Origin of the sequence: Microcystis flos-aquae FACHB-1344 (assembly GCF_014698375.1) — a bacterium.
Classification (GTDB): domain Bacteria; phylum Cyanobacteriota; class Cyanobacteriia; order Cyanobacteriales; family Microcystaceae; genus Microcystis; species Microcystis aeruginosa.
Window position 1 is genome coordinate 1 of record NZ_JACJSW010000096.1, and the last position, 20,616, is coordinate 20,616.

Below are 20,616 nucleotides of genomic sequence, written 5' to 3' on the forward strand. Positions count from 1 at the left end.
AATGTACCGCAAGTCCTTCGTCATCGCTCTGCCTATCTAAATGGTTGCCTTTTTTAACTTTTTTATTGAGTTCATTAAGCATTTCTACTTATTACAAAGGTGAGATGCTCCCTGGTTGATACCTTCCTCTATTGCCTTAGCTTGAAGTGCTTCCAAATCTAGGGAAGACAGACGTAAAGTAATTTTTTTATCTTTAGCCAGGGTCTCCTTAGCATAGGACTTCAACTCAGCCATTCTAGCCGGCGTTGCCACAGAAACCCACTCATCATTGTCATAGGATTCGAGGATATCTTTTTCTTCAGGAGTTAACTTAGTCATGATTATTTTTATATCCGAGATATTTCTTAGTTGCTTTTCTAGAAGGGATGATAGTCTTAAGAAAGAGTTCCGAGGACGAATCGACATAGGGAACTAAAAAAGCATATTCACCAATTCTCACCACCATTATTCTTTGATGAGGATATCTAGTGAAATTGGGATGCACAATATCGTCAAGTACATCTCCTCGCTCTATTGCCGCCAGCACCATCTCAAACTTTAGTCCTCGTTCTGCTTGAAGTTGCCTATTTTCTTCTTGACTCCACCGAATTGTTTTCATGCGCCTATTTTCTGACATTGTACAGTCAATGTCAATCTTTGGTCTGACGACGATCTAGCAATTCTCATGCTGGGAACCGCTATAGTCAGGCTCAGAAATGACAACTTGGGACGTTACCTGACTCCATTAAACATGACTAAATTAATCATTCGACGACAGCAGCGAGAAGCACAATATTACACCGAGAATTTAGGGGAAGGCATTAATCTCGACATGATGCTTATCCCTAGCGGTTCCTTCCAGATGGGAACCCCAGATCAAGAAATAGAAAGACTCTGTAAAGAATACGATCTAGACTATTTTCAAAGAGAAAGTCCTCAACACACCGTTAATATTTCAGCTTTTTTCAAGGGACGCTATCCCATCACCAAAGCACAGTGGCCAGCGATCGCCGCAACTGCTAAAATAGACATCGATCTAGAACTGGAGCCTTCCAACTTCAAAGAGCCATATCAAGAGCAGGATAGATGGACAAGACCCGTAGAACAGGTCAACTGGGAGCAAGCAACAGAATTCTGTAAACGATTATCAAGGGAAACAAAACGGGAATATCGGCTACCGAGTGAGGCAGAATGGGAATATGCCTGTAGAGCGGGGACAACAACCGCCTTTCATTTTGGGGAGACGATTACCACAGATTTGGCTAATTACAGAGGAACTGATTGGGAAACAGACAAAAAAGTTGATCCCGGAAATTATGGAAGGGGACCAAAAGGCACTCCTAATGTGGTATGAACTTTGAGACCAAAGGATGTTTTACAATCTAGATAACCCATTCCCTTTTTGGCTTTTTGCGTCGTAAAGTCTAAACTGGTTGTGTCTTGAACTGCCAAAACTATTGGATGTTCTTTGATTCTTTCTACTGTACTTTTGGCTTGGGCGGGAATTAGATCTGAGGGGTGAAAATAGGGTGAATTCCAAAAGTCGTAGGTAGCACTGGCGGCGGCTAGATTTCCCGAAGCTTGTTGAACACTTGTACTAGATTGGCTAGCCAAGTTTTCCACGATACTGATTAACCTTTTCTTTCTTCTCGTGTCCCCTAGGTCTGCATACTGTAATTCTTGGGCTGCCCATTTCTCCATTTTTTGCTTACCTCCACCTTAATTCCTTCTTTCAAAACTATACCTATCAATCGTTTCCCTTTTTTTTAAGTTTCTTCTCTTTTTGATAAATTTTCACAACTCGATCGCTACAACTACCCGGCCAAGAACTACAATAACCCTAGCATCTGTGTGAAAAAAGGCCTATCTATGCAACTTTCGCCCCAAGAAAAAGATAAATTACTCATTTTCACGGCGGCACTGCTCGCCGAAAGACGCAAAAATCGCAGTATCAAGTTAAATTATCCCGAAGCGATCGCCTATATTAGCGCCGCCATCCTCGAGGGTGCTAGGGAAGGTCGTAGCGTGGCTGAATTGATGAGTTACGGCACTACTTTATTAACTCGCGAGGAGGTAATGGAAGGTATCCCGGAAATGATTACGGAAGTGCAGATCGAAGCGACTTTTCCCGATGGTACTAAATTAGTTACCGTTCACAATCCCATTCACTAACAGGAGATTTTTAGCAGTTATGATTCCGGGAGAAATTATCACACCATCCGGGGCGATCGAGATTAATGTCGGTCGCGACACCCTGCGTATTTCTGTGGCTAATACAGGCGATCGACCGATTCAAGTGGGTTCCCACTATCATTTTTATGAAGTTAATCAGGCCCTGGAGTTCCAGCGGGAATTAACCAAAGGAACCCATCTGAATATTCCCGCGGGTACATCAGTTCGATTTGAACCGGGAGACACGAAAGAGGTGGAATTAGTTACCATCGCGGGAACTGAAGAAATTTATGGCTTTAATGGTTTAATTAATGGTTCCCTCAAGGGTAAGAAAAAGAAAAAGTAAGGCCTTGACGGAAAAATTATCACAGTTCGATCGCTCAATTATGGTAAAATCAAGGCAACGATAACTAATTCTTTCCAAGACTATGACGACGGTAAAAATTGGCATCATTGGCGGCAGTGGTTTATATAAAATGGATGCCCTCAAGGATGTGCGGGAAGTATCCCTCGCTACTCCTTTTGGTTCTCCTTCTGATACTTTAATTCTCGGTACTTTAGAGGGAACAGAAGTCGCCTTTTTAGCGCGTCATGGCAGAAATCACCATTTTTTACCGACCGAATTACCCTTTCGAGCTAATATTCACGCTCTCAAACAATTAGGGGTTGAATATATTATTTCCGCTTCGGCCGTTGGTTCCCTAAAAGCCGAAGTTAAACCCCTAGATTTAGTCATTCCCGCTCAATTTATTGACAGAACTAAAGAGAGAACAGCGACTTTTTTTGGGGAGGGAATTGTTGCCCACGTTGCCTTTGGTGATCCCATTTGTCCCCAATTAGCCGAAATTTTAGGGGATGCCGTCGCTAGTTTAAACCTACCGGAAGTTACCTTGCATCGCGGCGGTACATACCTCTGTATGGAAGGGCCGGCTTTTTCTACTAAAGCGGAATCAAATCTCTATAGAAGTTGGGGGGCAACCGTGATCGGTATGACCAATTTAACCGAGGCCAAATTAGCCCGAGAAGCGGAAATTGCCTACGCTACCTTAGCCCTAGTTACCGATTACGATTGTTGGCATCCCGACCACGATCATGTCACGGTAGAAATGGTGATCGAAAATCTCCACCATAACGCTATTAATGCCCAAAAAGTTATTCAAGAAACGGTGCGTCGTCTGGCAGCTAATCCTCCCGTTTCCGCCGCTCATTCTGCCCTTAAATACGCTATTCTTACCCGTCTAGATTCTGTTCCCGTCGCCACTAAAGAAAAATTAGCTCTCTTTTTGAAAAAATATCTTGAATAAATAGAGAAATAAGAGCGGAGAAAAGTCGCCGATGAATCTAGAAATGGGTCATTTTTCTCGCTGTTATCCAGACGCTCAATTTGACCCAAATTCTAGGTTATTTCTAGCTTAACTAGCTAGATATTCTCTGATGTTGCCCTTGCGTTTTCTTAATTTAGCGATCGCTTCTCGTTCGATCTGACGCACGCGTTCACGACTGATATTGAGTCGAACGCCAATTTTTGCTAGGGTGAGGGGCTGCCCATTATCTAAACCAAAACGCAGACAAATCACTTCTTTTTGTTGAGGGGTGAGGTCTGCCATCAGTTTTTCCAAATCCACTTGGAGGGAAGAATAGGCAGTGTAATCTTCGGGGGAAAGTCCCGTATCTTCCAAGAGTTCCCCTAATTCCGTGTCTTGATTGTCCCCCACCTTTAAGTCAAGGGAAAGGGGTTGACGAGACCTTTCCAAGTAGTCTCGCACCTGTTTGGGAGTTAGGTCTAATTCCTCGGCTAATTCGGCAATGGTGGCGGCGCGACCTTTATCTTGAGCTAGTTGACGCTGGGCTTTTTTGATTTTATTCAGTTTTTCGGTGATGTGGATGGGCAGACGGATGGTGCGACTTTTTTCTGCGATCGCCCGGGTGATGGCTTGGCGAATCCACCAATAAGCATAGGTGGAGAAGCGATAGCCTTTGGTGGGATCGAATTTTTCCACACCTCTTTGCATCCCAATCGTTCCCTCTTGGATGAGGTCTAATAGATCTAGATTGCGTTTTAGGTATTTTTTAGCGACGGAAACCACTAGACGCAGGTTCGCTTCTACCATCTTGCGTTTGGCGAAATCCCCTGCCCCCAATTCTCGACGGAGTTGTTCTTCACTAATTTCCGCCGCTTCTGACCATTGGCGATCGCTGGGTTCCCTGCCGAGTTTCGCCCTTAGGGATTCCTTGATTTTTTCGAGAAAAATTAATCTTTGCACCTGTTTTGCGTAGAGAATTTCTTCTTCATGGGTGAGAAGGGGAACTCGGCCAATTTCTCTGAGATAGGCGCGAACTGGATCGGTGGGGTTTTTCGAGGTTTTCATGAGTGCGCGTCGGTTGAGGGTTGATATTCAGGGATTGATGGCGTTTTTCAGATCGCTTCCCCAGGGGCAGTTAAGGAGATGCTATCAGGGTTTTTTCTAGTTTTGTAAAGAGATTAGTAAGTGATTACTCAAGGATAGAGAGAAATCTAATTGAAGATTTAATTGCCTCTATAGTCCTTTTTTTGGCTATATATAGAGTTTATGGGCATAAATGGCAAGTAGTAAGAACCTTGGTTGTTTAACCAATATTACAACAATTATTAAATATTGTAAAGTTTATGAGAAAAAAAATTATCCCTATTGGGAACGCACCGATGAAGGGGAGGTTTGAGTATCTGTACCCATAGATTACCCAAAGGTTTCCAATCAGGATGCAATCTAGATGACAAAATGAGCAACTTTCTCAGATAGCGATCGCTATCTGAGCGGTGAGGGGAGTAGTCATACTAAATCCTGTTTAAAAAGTATAGGATAGTGGGGTGTGGGGTGTGGGGAGAAACAATTCATAACTTGAGAGTTAATCACACTATTAAAAAGGGATTTGGTATCAGAGGAAGTTCGTACTTTTGTACTAAAATGTCCAATAGGCAGTTTAAATGCAGTAAAGCCGATATTTTCTAGCAAATCTCTTGATTGTCAGCCCTTGGCTGGCAAAAAAGCAGCGAAAAAATCACAAAAATCCGCTGAGATGTCTTCCCAAGACATAAATTAGGGTCTGCTGAAAAAGTCGCTCAGGGAATTATGTGATATTGTCTGGCAATTTTCACCGGTATCGAACGCCTCAATGGTTCTAATCGCCGCACCTTCCCCACCGGTGCGTTGCTGGGGGTGGGGCATGACGCTTAAATGCTATTTTGGTTTAGTTTGGACGCTAATAGGGCCATTAACGCTGGTTTGACAGGCTAAACGATAATTTTCGGGTTTTTTCTTCAGACAGCGCTGTTCAAAGTCGGTTTTGGCCGAGAGATTTTCCATCCCCTCGACAATTGCCACTATACAAGTACCACACTGACCGTAACCGCCACAATTCATCAATTTACCGCCAAAAGTGTAGATATCAACGCCATTCTGGATTGCTTTCTCTCGTAAATTCGCTCCATCTGCCGCTACCACGATCTTATTCTCTTTGACGAACTTGATGTTACCCATGACTGTGTTACCCTAAATTTTTGCAAATTAATATTAAAAAATATTAAATTTTTTTGATTGTAACATTTTTGGCTCGCTGTTCTAAATATTCGGCGATGCCAATAGCGATCGCTTTTTTGCCGATAAATTTCCCCAATGCCGCTTTTGTGACCAAATAAGCCACCTGTTCCCCTTGATCGCCCTTTTCCTCACCCCTATTAGCAATGACGGCCTGATAGCCCTTTTCTAGGCGTTTACGGGCGATTTCCAGTAACTCCTCCTGACTGACTCCTTCCTGATACTTGAAAGTGACCATCTCTAAATCGGGAAATTTTTCTCTCACCTTGTCAATCACTTTTTCCGTCGGCACAAAATTAAGATTTAACTGCCCACCACTGGGAATTTTGCCGTAAAAAGGGCTTTCTAAGCGATAATCTGCCACTGCTGCCGAAAAAATCCCAAATTTATAATCTTTACTGCCTAATTCTCCCATAACCTTCCCTAGATACTCGTCATAAGTTTCAATAATTTCATGGGGTAAATAAGCGGGAGGTGTATAGCTGCCGCGTCCGTGGATTAATTGCACCTTTGCCCCGCGCAGGTACAATTCTTCTGCAATAGCGACTCCTAATTGTCCGGTAAAACGATTGGTTAAACGACGAATATTATCGATAATAACGGGTGTGGGTCCACCAGTGACTAAAATCGGCCTATTTTTCAGGACAGAATTACTGAGAATCCCACAGGCTGCTACGGTAATCTCTTTTTCCCCGGGGAGATTGTGCTTACCGTAATCATCCCGGGGTGACATAATCTGGACTCCCCAGCGATCGAGAGTTTGCAAAGATTCGGTCAGAATAGCATTATGTAAACTGCCGTGCATGGTGGGGACAAGCAGAATTTTAGTTTTTCCCTTTTCCTGTCGTCCCAAGGCCGAGGCCAAGCATGAAGTGATCACTCCGTCAGCGATTCCGTAACGAAACTTATTAATCGTGTTATAGGTAGCGGGGGCGACTAAATAAAGATCAAAGGGAGATTGATCGCTTAAATGTTCTGCTTTTGCCGTTAATTGGCTAATTACGGGATTAACCGTACTCCATTCCAAAGCTTCCTTAGTGACGTATCTTAAAGCTTCTTCCGAGACAAAAGCCACGACTGTAGCCCCGAATTTCCGCAAAGATCGGGCAATTAGCGGCGCTTTCATGGCCGCAATCCCTCCTGTCACCAGTAAAGCAATACGTTTACCCCAGAGATGATGACTTTCTAAGGGTACTTCGCGATCGCTTAATGGCGAATCCGTCGGAGAAGAGAAATTCCAAGTCATAAATTTGGGGGTTGGGAGATGGGGAGTGGGGAGTGGGGAGTGGGGAGTGGGGAGACCACTGCGTGCGCGTTGCGGGGGGAGACCACTTCGTGCGCGTTGCGGGGGGAGATGGGGAAATTTCAACCATACTCAACACCCCAAAACCCCAAAACCCTAAAATCTCCATACCCAACACCTTACTAACTGATAACTGATCACTGATTCGGTTATCCCTATTCGGGGTTTGTCTATCCCTGAGGGAGAAACTGGTTATCCTAGTAAATAAAGGGTTGCTTCGGTGTTCTTATGATTGACAAAATTTTAACTAGAGTTCGATCGCTTGCCAAGCCGCTATTAGTTCTAGGATTAGTGACAACGCTGATTTTAGGCAATGTTTCCAGTGCTTTGGCGGCATCGGGGGGTAGAATGGGGGGCGGTAGTTTTCGCGCCCCTAGTCGCAGTATTAGCCCTTCTAGAGGTGGTGGTTACAGTTCCCCCGGTTACGGTGGAGGTATTGGTTTTCCCTTCCTCTTACCCTTCTTTTGGGGTGGTGGTGGCGGTGGCTTAATTTCTCTGTTAATCTTTTTTGCTATTGCCAATTTCCTCGTTAATGCTTTCCGTAATGGTGGAGGCAGTGATGAAAACGGTATGACGATAGAATCCGGTTATGAAACCGTCTCCGTGGCTAAAGTACAGGTGGGTTTGTTGGCTAATGCCCGTTATCTGCAACAAGAATTAAATCAAATCGCCCTAACTGTGGATACTAGCACCTCCGAGGGACGCGTCGAAGTCTTACAAGAATCGGCCCTCGCCCTGTTACGTCATCCGGAATACTGGGTTTATGGTAACGTCGATTGCCAACAAACCAGCCTCAGCAGTGCAGAAGCGAAGTTTAATCAGTGGTCTCTCAACGAACGCGGTAAACTAACGGCGGAAACCTTAACTAATTACAATAATCAACTGCGTCAAGGTTCTCAAGAAAATATTTTACCCGAATCGGCTGGGGAATTAGCTAAAACCGCACCGGAAGGCTATATTTTGGTGACTATTTTAGCCGGCATTGTCGGTAAATTTTCTCTAGCCAAAATTAATGATTCCCAAGACTTGAAACAAGCCCTGCAACAAATTGGTAGTATGGGAGGCGATCGACTTTTAGCGGTAGAAGTGATTTGGACTCCTCAAAGCGAGGGTGATATTCTCAGTCAAGACGACATTCTCGCCAATTATCCCGATCTGAAATTGGTGTAATTTGTCGGGGTATAACCCTAGATATTGGCCAAAATCTCCCTTTTATGGGGAGATTTTTTGATTATTAAGCAATTGCTCCCGTGATGGGATTTTTAGGTGTGTCACGATGCCCTAACACACCCTAACCATTAACAATATAATTCCTGAATCCACTGCCATTCTTGGGCTAATCCTTCGGCTAAAGAGACTTGGGGATTATAACCTAGAATAGTACGGGCTTTGGTGACATCGGCGGCGGTGTGACGGGCATCTCCCCGGGCGAGTCCTTGATGCGATCGCTCGATAGGTTTACCGATGACTTTTGCCATGGTATCCAAGACATCCAACAATACCACGCGACTACCACCACCAATATTAAACACCTCCCCCACCGCTTCCGGCACTAGGGCAGCGGCTAAATTAGCGGCTACAGCATCGCTAATAAAGGTAAAATCACGGGTTTGTTTGCCATCTCCGTAGATGCCGATCGGTTTACCTGCGATCGCTGCTTGAAAAAACTTATGGAAAGCCATATCGGGACGTTGCCGCGGTCCATAAACGGTGAAATAACGCAAGGCAGTGACGGGAACGTTAAAATTCTGGTGATATAGCCAACAGAGTCTTTCTGCCGCTAATTTGGTGATGCCGTAGGGTGAAACTGGTTGGGGACAAAGGGTTTCGGGAGTCGGCATCGTCTCCGCATTGCCATACACCGAGGAAGTGGAAGCAAAAACCATCCGTTGTAAAGACGGGGTTTCTTTAGCGGCCTCAAGAATAATTTGAGTGGCATTTATATTCCTTTCGGTATATTGACGAAATCCATCACCCCAGCTTGCTCTGACTCCCGCTTGGGCTGCCTGATGGAATAATACTTCTACTCCTTGCAACAGTTGTCGCCAGTCAAGGGCTTGTATATCCGCTTCAATTAACTTAAATTCGGGATATTTTGCTAGAATATGGGCATTTTTGCGCTTTAAACTGGGGTCGTAATAATCGTTAAATTGATCGATACCGATCACCTGATCTCCTTGTTCTAAAAGCTTTTGTGCCAAGTTAGAACCGATAAAACCCGCGACACCAGTAACAATATGAGTAGCCATTTAATCCTAGTCGTTGATATTTTGTATCGATTGTAAGCTAAGACGCATTTAAACTGCTTATTCTTAGATTAGCAGAATCTCCCCCGGTGGTGATTCGGTAGTAGTGATGGCGGCTTAATCCTTTGCTTTGCTGTGCATTGTAGTCATGGATAAAATACCAAAGGGCTCCCCAACGTGATTCTCCATTTTTTTAGAGAAAGATAGACTCTCTCTCACCAGCCGAGAAATCCTTTGTCGAAAGGTATTATTTAATCTTTCAATAGGATTAGTTTGACCAGTTTCTTTTCCGACCGGTCGATGACGTTTACTAGGAATTACTGTCTTATAGGACTCCCAAAAGTCTGTGTAAGCAACCGCACATTGTCGGTAAACACCGGGTAAACTAGACCCAAAGTTTTTTGGCTGATTGACGACTCCTATCTCCGCGCATAGCAACCAATAATTTCCCTTGTCTTTCTATCAATTAACCGCCAAATATAAACCTTTATCGTCTTAGAAAAAACCAAAGACCACATCTCATCACATTCTATAAACAATTTACCTTTTGGTTTGTCCGAAACCTTTATTTGACGGGGGAAAGCCGCCAGTTTATTGTTGACATAGTTTTGTAACCATGACCAACTTACCCCTGTTACTCTAGCAATTCCTCGTCAGGAAATTCGTTCGAGCAAGAGTTTATCAATTAATTGTTTGGTTTCGTCAGAGACGGTTTTATTAGTGGGATTGAACACAAACTGACGACCACATTCTTTACATTGACGTTTGGGTTTTCCATTATGAATAGAACCATTCTTGATAGTATGGTGAGAACCACAACGCTTGACAGGGGAATAGAGGTGAAGGGGGTATTTTGTTCGGTGCTAGACTGATATTTGAGTAAGCCAGACAGGAGCCAGAAAAAGATATTTATCAGAAAAGTCATGATCAAGCTAGAGGTTTAAAGACTGATCGGGTTCCAATTATTTTTATTAATAAATATTTTACACAATTCATACCAGGTAAGCAAGAGGGCTACGCCACTACTACCGAATCATTACCTACCCTATTCCAAGGGCTAATCCAATTAATGCCTATACAATGGGAACAATTATTAAAGGTTCGGGATTAACTATTGAAGAATTTAAAAAACTTTTATAAAACAATCTCAACCCATGAACGAACAACGCACCCAATCCTGTCTAAATTATGATTTTTTTGATTATTTGACTGATTAGGATTTCTCTCGGCTATCATCCCTCAAATCAAAGAGTAAGGGTATTATTTGCCATGAGTCAATATGTTCTACTTCGGATTCAAGTCATTCAGGAAGAATTAGAAGCCTTAAAAAAAATGGTCATTCATCATCAGACTCAAATTAAGGGTTTATGGAAAGATGTTGGGATCAGTGATGACGATTTAGAAGAGGCTAAAAAAGCAGTTTTTCGAGATTAGGTTACACTTCATTTTTATGATAAACGCTATAGTTATCATTAATGATCTTTTTAAGAGTTTAAATCCTTAAAGGGATTGATAACCTGTAAGCTATTATTGATAATTAAACCATCTTGCATATCTTCTGAGTAGAGAATAGTTGCATCGCCTAAAACTGCACTAGCAACAATCAGGCTATCCCAAAATGAAATTAAGTAGCGATCTCGTAATTTCACGGCATACTCAAGCGTTTCGAGGGAGACAGGTAAGATTTCACACCCTTGTGTCAATTCTTCAAGTAGATTTTGGATTTGTAAATTATTAAACCCTGCTTTGCGGATTAAATTTGAGCAAACCTCATTGACAACTTGTGTACTAATTATCAAGTTTTCTTGATTCGTAATATTTGTCGCTATTTGTTGCTTAGGGATGGCATTAGGATCGCTACAATTAACAATGAAGCGATACAGCCAAATATTAGAATCAATAAAGAAGGGTTGAGATTCACCAGCGTTCATTGGCTTCTTCTCTGGTAAGAGGATGGAAATCTTCAATTTTAATCGGATTTGCTGTTAACTGGGCGATTATCCCCGTTTCTGACCATTTTTGGGGAGTAAGCTGGGAAGTTGAATTGGATGCTATAGTGAGTTTAACGCACTGTCCTTCATTGAGTTGGAGATTACTAAGAGGACGTAAAACGCCATTTTCAAAGACGGCTTCACAGGTTTGTTGCGGCATAACTCAATCCTTAATTCTAAATTACTCTTATTTTAACCGATGATTGTGTCTAAATTATGATTTTTTTGATTGTTTGATTGACTAGGATTTTTTTCGGCTATCGTCCCTGTGATAGAATTCTGATAATCTCCCCATTCAATCCCCTACCCCGACCAATGCTTGGGCTATGCTAGAATGGTGATAAAAGCATAGAATCCTATGTAGTTTAATTAGTTGAGAATGAATCAGAGAAAGTTATGTTCACAGATATCAATATTGGCACTTTCATAAAAAGCGATCCCAAAATTCATGGAGGTTGTACTATTATCGCGGGAACTGCTGTTACTGTACGAAGAATAGTGATCTGGTATAAGTTAGGATATAGTCCTGAAGAAATTGCCGATGAAATCCCTCATCTTTCTTTGGCACAAGTTTATGCCGCTCTAACTTACTATCATACTAACAAAGAAACAATAGAAGCAGAAATTATAGCCGAAGCCGCCGAAGCAGATCGCCTTGAAGCATTACATTATTCTTCTTCTTATGAGTAGAATTAGCTTATATATGGATGAAGATTCCACACCGTTCAAAAGGCTTTAGATAATCCGGCTTGTTTCAAAACTGCATTGGCAGTATGGCGTGATTTAATAGTATTATCAACGACAAACCTTCTTTCTGTCAGAGGACTATACCAAATTTCATGATCTCCTTTACCTTGACGTTCAAAATAACATCCGGCTGCTGAGAGCATTTTTTTTAATGCAGGTGTTAAAGAAGTAGCCATCTAAACACCGCACTCAATTGATTCTTGACGATGACTAATGAGTTCAAAAGTTATCGCTTTTTGAGGTTCAATGGTAATTAGATGATTGAGTTGTAATAATTCTGGAATTATCTGTCGTAATTTAGCTGTTAAAGCTTCGATGGTATCAGCTTCGGTGACTAATCCGGGAATATCTTCACTCTCTGCTACCCACACTTGCGCCTCTCGATCCCAAAATGCTTCTACTTGGTACGGTTTTTGATTCATGATTATTTAGTTCAAGTGAGTAGAATTAGCTTATATATCAATTAAGATTATACAGTGCGATCGCTTTTCTGACAATCTTACCACCAATCCCCAACTCTTGATGATTGCCGAGGAATCGCTTATAACTGAATTAACCGCCACCATCTACCACGCTATGAATGAACAACGCGCCCAATCCTGTCTAAATTATGATTTTTTTGATTATTTGACTGACTAGGATTTCTCTCGGCTATCATCCCTCTGATTTAATATCAATAAAGATAGGAGATAACTAAATGCGACTACTCTCAATGATTTTACGACTCTTAGGCAGACTTTTGAGAAGTTTTATAATTCTTCTGTCTATTATCTTTATTGGTATTCCTTTGGGAATCTTAACGCTTATCTTTCCTGCATTTAGACGGAAAATAGAATCGTTTAACCGATCCTCTGCCTCTCGTTTCGTATATCAACCGTCACAAGGAGTAACTCTTGACGTTGAAATACCTAACCAACAAGATTATCTCAATTTCCTAATGGAGACATTACGAAAAATTTCTGAAAATCCTAACCCTCAAGTAATTTATCCCTTCTGGGCGCAGAATCTTGATAAGTTGGATGATAATTTAGCGCAAATCCTAGACAGTTGGGCGAGAGAGACATTAACGAAAGTTAATTCAAAACAAGCTTATTCTATCGCTGTGCATATTTTCAATTTCAGTAACTTAATCCAACAATTTCCCCTCGGCAACATCGCTGCCAACCAAGAAATTGCCATCACAGGTTGTGAAATAGCCTTAACTATTGCCACTTTTGACGCTTTTCCCCAAGAATGGGCAACGACACAGAATAATCTTGCTACTGCTTACCTTGACAGAATCAAAGGGAACAAAGCTGAGAATTTAGAAAGGGCGATCGCCGCTTACTATAAAGCCTTAACTGTTTTAACTTTTGAGGCATTTCCCCAAGATTGGGCAAGGACACAGAATAATCTTGCTACTGCTTACCTTTACAGAATCCAAGGGAACAAAGCCGAGAATTTAGAAAGGGCGATCACCACTTACAATGAAGCCTTAACTGTTTTAACTTTTGAGGCATTTCCCCAAGATTGGGCAAGAACACAGAATAATCTCGCCACTGCTTACATTAACAGAATCAGAGGGGAGAAAGCTGACAATCTAGAAAGGGCGATCACCACTTACAATGAAGCCTTGAAAGTTTATACTTTTGACGCATTTCCCCAAGATTGGGCAAGGACACAGAATAATCTCGGTGAAGCTTACCGTAACAGAATCAGAGGAGAAAAAGCCGAGAATTTGGAAAATGCGATCGCCGCTTGCCAGGAAGCCTTGAAAGTTTATACTTTTGACGCATTTCCCCAAGATTGGGCAAGGACACAGAATAATCTTGCTACTGCTTACCTTTACAGAATCAGAGGGGAGAAAGCCGACAATTTAGAAAGGGCGATCACCACTTACAATGAAGCCTTGAAAGTTTATACTTTTGACGCTTTTCCCCAAGAATGGGCATTGACACAGAATAATCTCGCTGGTGCTTACGGTGACAGAATCAGAGGGGAGAAAGCTGAGAATTTAGAAAAAGCGATCACCACTTACAATGAAGCCTTGAAAGTTTGTACTTTTGACGCATTTCCCCAGGATTGGGCGAGGACACAGAATAATCTCGCTGGTGCTTACCTTGACAGAATCAGAGGGGAGAAAGCTGAGAATTTAGAAAGGGCGATCACCGCTTACCAGGAAGCCTTGAAAGTTTATACTTTTGACGCATTTCCCCAGGATTGGGCAATGACACAGAATAATCTTGCTGGTGCTTACTATTCCAGAATCAGAGGGGAGAAGGCTGAGAATTTAGAAAGGGCGATCACCGCTTACCAGGAAGCCTTGAAAGTTTATACTTTTGACGCATTTCCCCAGGATTGGGCAGGGACACAGCATAATCTCGCCAATGCTTACCGTAACAGAATCAGAGGGGAGAAGGCTGAGAATTTAGAAAGGGCGATCACCGCTTACCAGGAAGCCTTGAAAGTTTATACTTTCGAGGCATTTCCCCAAGATTGGGCAAGGACACAGAATAATCTGGCTATTGCTTACTATTCCAGAATCAGAGGGGAGAAAGCCGAGAATTTAGAAAGGGCAATCACTGCTTACCAGGAAGCCTTGAAAGTGAGGACTTTTGAGACATTTCCACAACAATGGGCAGGTACACAGCATAATCTCGCTACTGCTTACTATTCCAGAATCAGAGGGGAGAAAGCCGAGAATTTAGAAATAGCGATCGCCGCTTGCCAGGAAGCCTTGAAAGTGTTGACTTTTGACGCATTTCCCCAGGATTGGGCAAACACACAAAATAGTCTCGCTTTAGCTTACAGTGACAGAATCAGAGGCGATAAAGCCGAGAATTTAGAAAGAGCGATCACTACTTTGAATCAAGCTTTGAAAGTTTATACTTTTGACGCATTTCCCCAAGAATGGGCAACGACGCAAAGTAATCTCGCTAATGCTTACCATGACAGAATCAGAGGGGAGAAAGCTGAGAATTTAGAAAAAGCGATCACCACTTACAATGAAGCCTTGAAAGTTTGTACTTTTGACGCATTTCCCCAGGATTGGGCGAGGACACAGAATAATCTCGCTGGTGCTTACCTTGACAGAATCAGAGGGGAGAAAGCTGAGAATTTAGAAAGAGCAATCACTGCTTTGAATGAAGCCTTGAAAGTTTATACTTTTGACGCATTTCCTCAAGAATGGGCATTGACACAGAATAATCTCGCCTTAGCTTACTATTCCAGAATCAGAGGGGATAAAGCCGAGAATTTAGAAAGAGCGATCACTGCCTACCAAGAAGCTTTGAAAGTGAGGACTTTTGACGCATTTCCTCAAGAATGGGCATTGACACAGAATAATCTCGCCTTAGCTTACCGTAACAGAATCAAAGGGAATAAAGCCGAGAATTTAGAAAGAGCAATCACTGCTTTGAATGAAGCCTTGAAAGTTTATACTTTTGACGCATTTCCCCAGGATTGGGCAAGGACACAGAATAATCTCGCCTTAGCTTACGGTGACAGAATCAGAGGGGAGAAAGCCGAGAATTTAGAAAGGGCGATCACTGCCTACCAAGAAGCTTTGAAAGTTTATACTTTTGACGCATTTCCCCAGAATTGGGCATTGACGCAAAATAATCTCGCTTTTGCTTACGGTGACAGAATCAGAGGGGAGAAAGCCGAGAATTTAGAATGGGCGATAGCCTGTTATACAGAAGCCTTGAAAGTTTTTACTTCTGACGCATTTCCCCAGAATTGTTTACAAACTGCCCGTAATTTAGCTAAACTATACTACGATCAAAAACAATGGCAACCTGCCACAGAAGCCTGTCACCGCGCTATTGAAGCTGTCGAAAATGCTCGCTTAGAAGCATTAAATCCCCAAGATCGTCAAGAAGTTTTATCCAGTGCTATTGATGTTTTTTATGGTATTGTGCAAGCCCATCTTAACCTCAATCAGCCAGAGAAAGCATTAGAATATATTGAACGCAGTAAAGGGCGTAATCTGGTGGAATTAATCAGCCAGAAAAATCTACACCCCCAAGGCATTAGTCAAGAAATTATTGCCCAATTAAATGAATTAAAGCAAAGAGTTTTTAATGAACAAATTCGCTTACAACATCAAAGCATTAACCAGAATCTAATAGGTAGTTATATTCTAAATCCCTACGTTCAAGATCACAGTTATTTGGAGGAATATCAACAAGACTTAGATAATTTTATTGCAAGAGAAATTAAAGATCCTCTCTTTAGCCTCACTCAAAAAGTTGAGCCGATCGCATTTACAGAGATTCAGGCTTTAACTGATGCCGAAACTTGTCTGCTCCAATGGTACATTACAGGGGAGAAAATACTCGCTTTTGTCGTGTCTGCTGATGGAGATGTTAAATATTGGCAATCTTCCGAAGATGATATAAAGCAATTCTTTGATACCTTCAGTAATTATCGACAGCTTTACTACTCCAAAAATGGCAAGCAAGAATGGAGAAATCAACTATCTAACCTCTTACAGACTTTTGCTGATATTCTGCATATTAATGATATTCTTGCCCTCATTCCCGATACTTGTCAACGCTTAATTATTATCCCCCATTTGTTTCTACACATCTTACCCTTGCACGCCTTACCTGTTGATCCCCCCCAACTCCCCTTAAAAAGTGGGGAGTCGGCAACGGGGGGATCAGAATTACAAGATTTATTTCCGAAGGGTGTACAATATGCCCCCAGTTGTCAAATCTTGCAAAAAATTTCCCAAAGTTTTCACCATTCCGACTTTAATAAACTGTTCGCTATTCAAAACCCCACTAAAGACTTATCTTACACTGACTTAGAAGTTAATATCCTCTCAACTTTCTTTACTGAACCTCAAGTTATCGCCCAAGATAACGCCACTAAAAACGCTGTTCTTCCCCATCTCAAATCCTCAGATAACCACTGTTATCACTTCTCCTGTCATGGAGGCTTTAACCCAGCTAATCCCCTTGAATCCGCCTTATTATTAGCCAATAAAGAACCCTTAACATTAGGCGAAATCTTTGAACTGCGCTTGAATAAATGCCGCCTTATCACCCTTTCTGCCTGCGAAACTGGCATGATTGATATAAACTCTATCAGTGATGAATATATCGGTTTACCCAGTGGTTTTATGTTTGCGGGAAGTCCCAGCGTTGTCAGTAGTTTATGGACAGTTAATGACCTATCAACCTCCTTCTTGATGATTAAATTATATGAGATTTTATTTGATGAGAATCAGCAAGTTTCTGTACCAGTTGCTTTGAAAATGGCACAAAATTGGTTACAGAATTTAACCATTGAGGAATTGGACAAATTTCTGGAGCAATATCAGCCACAAATGGACAAACATCTTGCCTTATTGCAACCAGAACAGCGTCCACTATATAAAGAATCATTGAAACAAATAAAACAGCGCAAACCACATCCTTTTATAAGTCCTTATTACTGGGCAGGTTTTATCGCTACAGGGATTTAAGTTTCAAGATTAGCACAAACCTTTTTCATACCCAACTTAAAAGCACAAATACCGATAGCTGTTGCCACACCTGGAGGAATACCAGCACCCATAGAAATTGGTTCTATTGCTGGTGCAATCATTCCAGATTCCAAAGCTTCTCTAACTTCCTCTTGACAGATAAATTGGCGGCATTTTTTCAGTAAATCACCGATAGATCTATCTGGTTCTGTACCAGTTTCTCGCATTAGCAGTAAGGGTATAGCATACTTGAGATAACCGTCGCACTCATCAATCGCATCCAAAGCAGCGATCGCACTTAGATTATCTGCCAATTCAGCGCGAAACTGAGCAATTTCTTCGGGAGTAACTTTAGTTGATTCAATATTCATAGGTTGTTCTTATTTACAGACAATACTGATTGTATAGTTTCTATTTTGCCATCTAAAGTGTTAATCTAACTGGTCACTGATAACTGAAAAAGTTCTTAATTCCCTACCATTGTGATAATTACTGTCATTTAAACCACGACAAAATTAACTAATTTGCCCGGGACAACAATCACTTTTTTGATTTCCTTGCCCTCTAAATAACGTTGGGCGATTTCTGATTCCAGGGCGAGGGTTTCTAGGGTGCTTTTATCGGCACTAGCGGGAACTTGTATCGTGCCTCTGGTTTTTCCCAAAATTTGGATGACAAGGGTAATCTCGTCCACAATCAGGGCAGTAGGATCAACTTTTGGCCAGGGTTGCAGGTGAATTGATTGGCTATGGCCTAAAGCTTGCCATAATTCTTCGCTAAGATGGGGAGCAAAGAGGGAAAGTAAGATTAATAGGGTTTCGATTCCTTCCCGATAAATGGGGGATTCAAAACACTTATTATCCCCTAAAGCGTTACTGAGTTTCATCAATTCGGAAATGGCGGTATTAAATTGATAATCTCCTTCTAAATCCTCGGAGACTTCTTTAATAGCGGTGTGAATTGCCCGTCTTAAATCTTTGTCAGTTTTCGAGAAAGTCTCTATTTTTTTGACTTGCTTGGGTTTATTTTCAATATATTCGCTGACTAAACGCCACACCCGATTAAGAAAGCGAAATTGTCCTTCTACCCCCGCATCATCCCACTGTAAATCTTTTTCTGGGGGTGCGGTAAAAAGTATAAACATTCGGGCAGTATCGGCCCCGTATTTTTCCAGGACTTTCAGAGGATCAACGCCGTTATATTTCGACTTAGACATTTTTTCAAAGAAGAAAGATAGAACTTCCCCCGTGTCTTTATCGCAATATTTATCCTCTTTATAGATAACATTTTCTGCGGGGACATATTTGCCAGTTTCGGGATTTTTGTAGGTTAATCCCTGTACCATTCCCTGGGTTAACAGACGGTTAAAAGGTTCATCGACATTAACTAAACCTCGGTCTCTTAAAACTTTGGTAAAGAAACGAGAATAGAGTAAATGTAGGATAGCGTGTTCGATTCCTCCGACGTATTGATCCACGGGCATCCAATCATTAACCTTCTCGAATTGAAAGGGTATATCTTCATTTTTAGCATCGGTATAACGGAGGAAATACCAACTAGAATCGATGAAAGTATCCATGGTGTCCGTTTCCCGTTTTGCGGGAGTTCCACAGCGAGGACAATCCACATTTACCCAGTCTTCTAATTTGGCTAAAGGAGAAGCACCTCGACCGCTAAATTCGACATTTTCCGGTAAAGTAACGGGTAAATTATCGATAGGTACTGGCACGGTTCCACAGTTAGGACAGTGGATAACTGGAATCGGACAACCCCAATATCTTTGACGGGAAATTAACCAATCCCGGAGGCGATATTGTATTCTAGCTTTGCCGTAACCTTGGGCAGTGGCATAATCAATAATAGCGGTTTTTCCTGCTGTAGAATTAAGTCCATTAAATTGAGCGGAATTAATCATAATTCCCGCTTCTGTGTAGGACTCTTTTAACTCAATTTCGCCACTTTCTGGAGTAATAACTATCTTAATTGGTAGGTTATTTTCCCGAGCAAATTTAAAATCGCGACTGTCGTGAGCCGGGACTCCCATCACTGCCCCTGTCCCGTATTCGTAGAGGACATAATCAGCAATTAAAATCGGAATTTCTTCACCGGTAAAAGGATTAATTGCCACTCCTCCGGTTTTAATACCGCGTTTGGGTTTATCTTCGGAGGTTCTTTCTAATTCGCTTTCGCTGGCTATCTCTTGAATAAAAGTTTCTACGGCCGATTTTTGTTCAAGAGTGGTAACTTGTAAAGTTAAGGGATGTTCGGGAGCAAGTACCACATAAGTGACTCCATAAACCGTATCGGGACGAGTGGTAAAAACGGCAATTTTTTCTGTGGAGTTAACAAGAGGAAATTCTAAATAAGCACCTACCGATTTACCAATCCAGTTGGCCTGCATGGTTTTAACCCGTTCTGGCCAACCGGTAAGTTTATCTAAATCAGTGAGTAATTGTTCGGCATAATCGGTGATTTTTAGGAACCATTGCCGGAGTAATTTTCTTTCTACTTTAGCACCCGATCGCCAAGATTTTCCTTCACTATCTACCTGTTCATTGGCCAAGACAGTTTGATCGATAGGATCCCAATTCACTGCCGCTTCTTTTTGGTAGGCTAATCCTGATTCAAAAAACTGTAAAAATAGCCATTGGGTCCAACGATAATATTCCGGGGAACAGGTGGCAACTTCTCTTTCCCAATCGATAGATAATCCTAACTGTTGTAATTGCCGTTTCATCTGGGCAATATTTTGGTCTGTCCATTTTGCCGGAGGAACTCCTCTTTCAATAGCGGCATTTTCTGCGGGTAATCCAAAAGCATCCCACCCCATGGGATGCAGCACGCGATAACCCTGCATTCTTTTCAGACGGGCAATCACATCGGTGATAGTATAGTTGCGAACGTGACCCATGTGCAGGTTGCCCGATGGATAGGGGAACATGGAGAGGGCGTAAAATTTCGGTTTATCGGCGTTTTCTGGGGTTTTGTCCAATCCCATTTGCTGCCAAATCTTCTGCCATTTCTGTTCGATTTCTGCGGGGTTGTACGGCACTGGGGTCTTTTCTCCTGAGTTGTATCTATCCCTCCCATTTTACAGCAGCCGGCTGAGGGCGATTGCCAGTCTTGGAGTTATCCACCCTAGCAAAAACCC

Annotated in this window: 19 protein-coding genes and 4 pseudogenes; 9 read left to right on the forward strand and 14 right to left on the reverse strand. The window is 42.1% G+C overall.

From position 1 onward, the window contains the following. Nucleotides 1-84: 84 nt before the first annotated feature. Together H6G48_RS07540 and H6G48_RS07545 are read right to left on the reverse strand one after the other, a co-directional pair. Nucleotides 85-318 (reverse strand): antitoxin, encoded by a 234-nt coding sequence (locus H6G48_RS07540; protein ID WP_190720623.1) that lies wholly within the window; start codon nt 316-318, stop codon nt 85-87. Continuing rightward, complete coding sequence (locus H6G48_RS07545) at nt 311-598, reverse strand: DUF4258 domain-containing protein (RefSeq protein WP_242034569.1); 288 nt, start codon at nt 596-598, stop codon at nt 311-313. Before H6G48_RS07545 ends, H6G48_RS07540 begins: the two co-directional genes overlap by 8 nt. Nucleotides 599-736: 138 nt before the next feature. Between H6G48_RS07545 and H6G48_RS07550 the strand changes: the two are divergent. Continuing rightward, nucleotides 737-1,315: pseudogene (locus H6G48_RS07550) on the forward strand (formylglycine-generating enzyme family protein); the annotation flags it as partial. On the opposite strand, the pseudogene H6G48_RS07555 reads toward H6G48_RS07550, so the two are convergent. Then, a pseudogene (locus tag H6G48_RS07555) lies at nt 1,315-1,680 on the reverse strand (IS4/Tn5 family transposase DNA-binding protein); the annotation flags it as partial. The pseudogenes H6G48_RS07550 and H6G48_RS07555 overlap by 1 nt on opposite strands. A gap of 168 nt (nt 1,681-1,848) precedes the next feature. On the opposite strand from H6G48_RS07555, the gene ureA reads away from it, so the two are divergent. The 3 genes from ureA (at nt 1,849) to H6G48_RS07570 (ending at nt 3,455) form a co-directional block, all read left to right on the forward strand. After that, entirely contained in the window at nt 1,849-2,151 is a 303-nt protein-coding gene (gene ureA, locus H6G48_RS07560; RefSeq protein WP_125730725.1) for an urease subunit gamma, read from the forward strand. Between the two features lie 19 nt (nt 2,152-2,170). Next, nucleotides 2,171-2,497, forward strand: coding sequence for an urease subunit beta (locus tag H6G48_RS07565; protein WP_002738732.1), 327 nt, complete (start codon nt 2,171-2,173; stop codon nt 2,495-2,497). 82 nt (nt 2,498-2,579) lie between these two features. After that, nucleotides 2,580-3,455 carry an S-methyl-5'-thioadenosine phosphorylase gene (locus H6G48_RS07570; protein ID WP_190720628.1) on the forward strand — a complete coding sequence of 292 codons (876 nt, stop codon included), beginning with the start codon at nt 2,580-2,582 and terminating at the stop codon, nt 3,453-3,455. Between the two features lie 108 nt (nt 3,456-3,563). Here the strand turns inward: H6G48_RS07570 and H6G48_RS07575 are convergent, their stop codons facing one another. The 3 genes from H6G48_RS07575 to H6G48_RS07585 form a co-directional block, all read right to left on the reverse strand. After that, nucleotides 3,564-4,520: an RNA polymerase sigma factor, RpoD/SigA family gene (locus H6G48_RS07575; RefSeq protein WP_002761297.1), complete on the reverse strand. Its 957-nt coding sequence runs from the start codon at nt 4,518-4,520 to the stop codon at nt 3,564-3,566. An 849-nt stretch (nt 4,521-5,369) separates the two neighbouring features. Continuing rightward, complete coding sequence (locus H6G48_RS07580; protein WP_190720631.1) at nt 5,370-5,669, reverse strand: 2Fe-2S iron-sulfur cluster-binding protein; 300 nt, start codon at nt 5,667-5,669, stop codon at nt 5,370-5,372. Between the two features lie 43 nt (nt 5,670-5,712). Beyond that, on the reverse strand, nt 5,713-6,972 hold the full coding sequence (locus tag H6G48_RS07585; protein ID WP_190720636.1) for a phosphopantothenoylcysteine decarboxylase domain-containing protein: 1,260 nt from the start codon (nt 6,970-6,972) through the stop codon (nt 5,713-5,715). Nucleotides 6,973-7,257: 285 nt separating this feature from the next. On the opposite strand from H6G48_RS07585, the gene H6G48_RS07590 reads away from it, so the two are divergent. Beyond that, nucleotides 7,258-8,199, forward strand: a complete 942-nt coding sequence (locus H6G48_RS07590) for a DUF1517 domain-containing protein (RefSeq protein ID WP_190720639.1) — start codon at nt 7,258-7,260, stop codon at nt 8,197-8,199. Between the two features lie 128 nt (nt 8,200-8,327). Here the strand turns inward: H6G48_RS07590 and H6G48_RS07595 are convergent, their stop codons facing one another. Then, nucleotides 8,328-9,278: an NAD-dependent epimerase/dehydratase family protein gene (locus H6G48_RS07595; RefSeq protein WP_061432678.1), complete on the reverse strand. Its 951-nt coding sequence runs from the start codon at nt 9,276-9,278 to the stop codon at nt 8,328-8,330. Nucleotides 9,279-9,411: 133 nt separating this feature from the next. Next, a pseudogene (locus tag H6G48_RS07600) lies at nt 9,412-10,075 on the reverse strand (IS1 family transposase); the annotation flags it as partial. 247 nt (nt 10,076-10,322) lie between these two features. On the opposite strand from H6G48_RS07600, the pseudogene H6G48_RS27625 reads away from it, so the two are divergent. Further along, nucleotides 10,323-10,415 (forward strand): annotated as a pseudogene (locus H6G48_RS27625) (type II toxin-antitoxin system HicA family toxin); the annotation flags it as partial. 129 nt (nt 10,416-10,544) lie between these two features. Further along, nucleotides 10,545-10,709: a hypothetical protein gene (locus tag H6G48_RS07605; RefSeq protein ID WP_174236767.1), complete on the forward strand. Its 165-nt coding sequence runs from the start codon at nt 10,545-10,547 to the stop codon at nt 10,707-10,709. A 50-nt stretch (nt 10,710-10,759) separates the two neighbouring features. Here H6G48_RS07605 and H6G48_RS07610 read toward each other — a convergent pair whose 3' ends face one another. After that, the gene (locus H6G48_RS07610; RefSeq protein WP_002761289.1) at nt 10,760-11,206 is read right to left on the reverse strand and encodes a PIN domain-containing protein; all 447 of its coding nucleotides are present in this window, start codon (nt 11,204-11,206) and stop codon (nt 10,760-10,762) included. Further along, complete coding sequence (locus H6G48_RS07615) at nt 11,193-11,426, reverse strand: antitoxin family protein (protein WP_190720643.1); 234 nt, start codon at nt 11,424-11,426, stop codon at nt 11,193-11,195. Before H6G48_RS07615 ends, H6G48_RS07610 begins: the two co-directional genes overlap by 14 nt. 236 nt (nt 11,427-11,662) lie before the next feature. On the opposite strand from H6G48_RS07615, the gene H6G48_RS07620 reads away from it, so the two are divergent. Further along, nucleotides 11,663-11,956, forward strand: coding sequence for a DUF433 domain-containing protein (locus H6G48_RS07620; RefSeq protein WP_002761286.1), 294 nt, complete (start codon nt 11,663-11,665; stop codon nt 11,954-11,956). Between the two features lie 35 nt (nt 11,957-11,991). Here the strand turns inward: H6G48_RS07620 and H6G48_RS07625 are convergent, their stop codons facing one another. Beyond that, nucleotides 11,992-12,189 carry a type II toxin-antitoxin system HicA family toxin gene (locus tag H6G48_RS07625; protein ID WP_104396363.1) on the reverse strand — a complete coding sequence of 66 codons (198 nt, stop codon included), beginning with the start codon at nt 12,187-12,189 and terminating at the stop codon, nt 11,992-11,994. Then, complete coding sequence (locus H6G48_RS07630; protein WP_002761282.1) at nt 12,190-12,435, reverse strand: DUF1902 domain-containing protein; 246 nt, start codon at nt 12,433-12,435, stop codon at nt 12,190-12,192. A gap of 275 nt (nt 12,436-12,710) precedes the next feature. On the opposite strand from H6G48_RS07630, the gene H6G48_RS07635 reads away from it, so the two are divergent. Next, nucleotides 12,711-17,465 (forward strand): tetratricopeptide repeat protein, encoded by a 4,755-nt coding sequence (locus tag H6G48_RS07635; RefSeq protein ID WP_423202535.1) that lies wholly within the window; start codon nt 12,711-12,713, stop codon nt 17,463-17,465. Here H6G48_RS07635 and H6G48_RS07640 read toward each other — a convergent pair. Then, nucleotides 17,462-17,836: a hypothetical protein gene (locus tag H6G48_RS07640; RefSeq protein ID WP_123231189.1), complete on the reverse strand. Its 375-nt coding sequence runs from the start codon at nt 17,834-17,836 to the stop codon at nt 17,462-17,464. The genes H6G48_RS07635 and H6G48_RS07640 overlap by 4 nt on opposite strands. Before the next feature lie 128 nt (nt 17,837-17,964). Then, nucleotides 17,965-20,517 (reverse strand): leucine--tRNA ligase, encoded by a 2,553-nt coding sequence (leuS, locus tag H6G48_RS07645; RefSeq protein ID WP_190720649.1) that lies wholly within the window; start codon nt 20,515-20,517, stop codon nt 17,965-17,967. Nucleotides 20,518-20,616 lie beyond the last annotated feature (99 nt).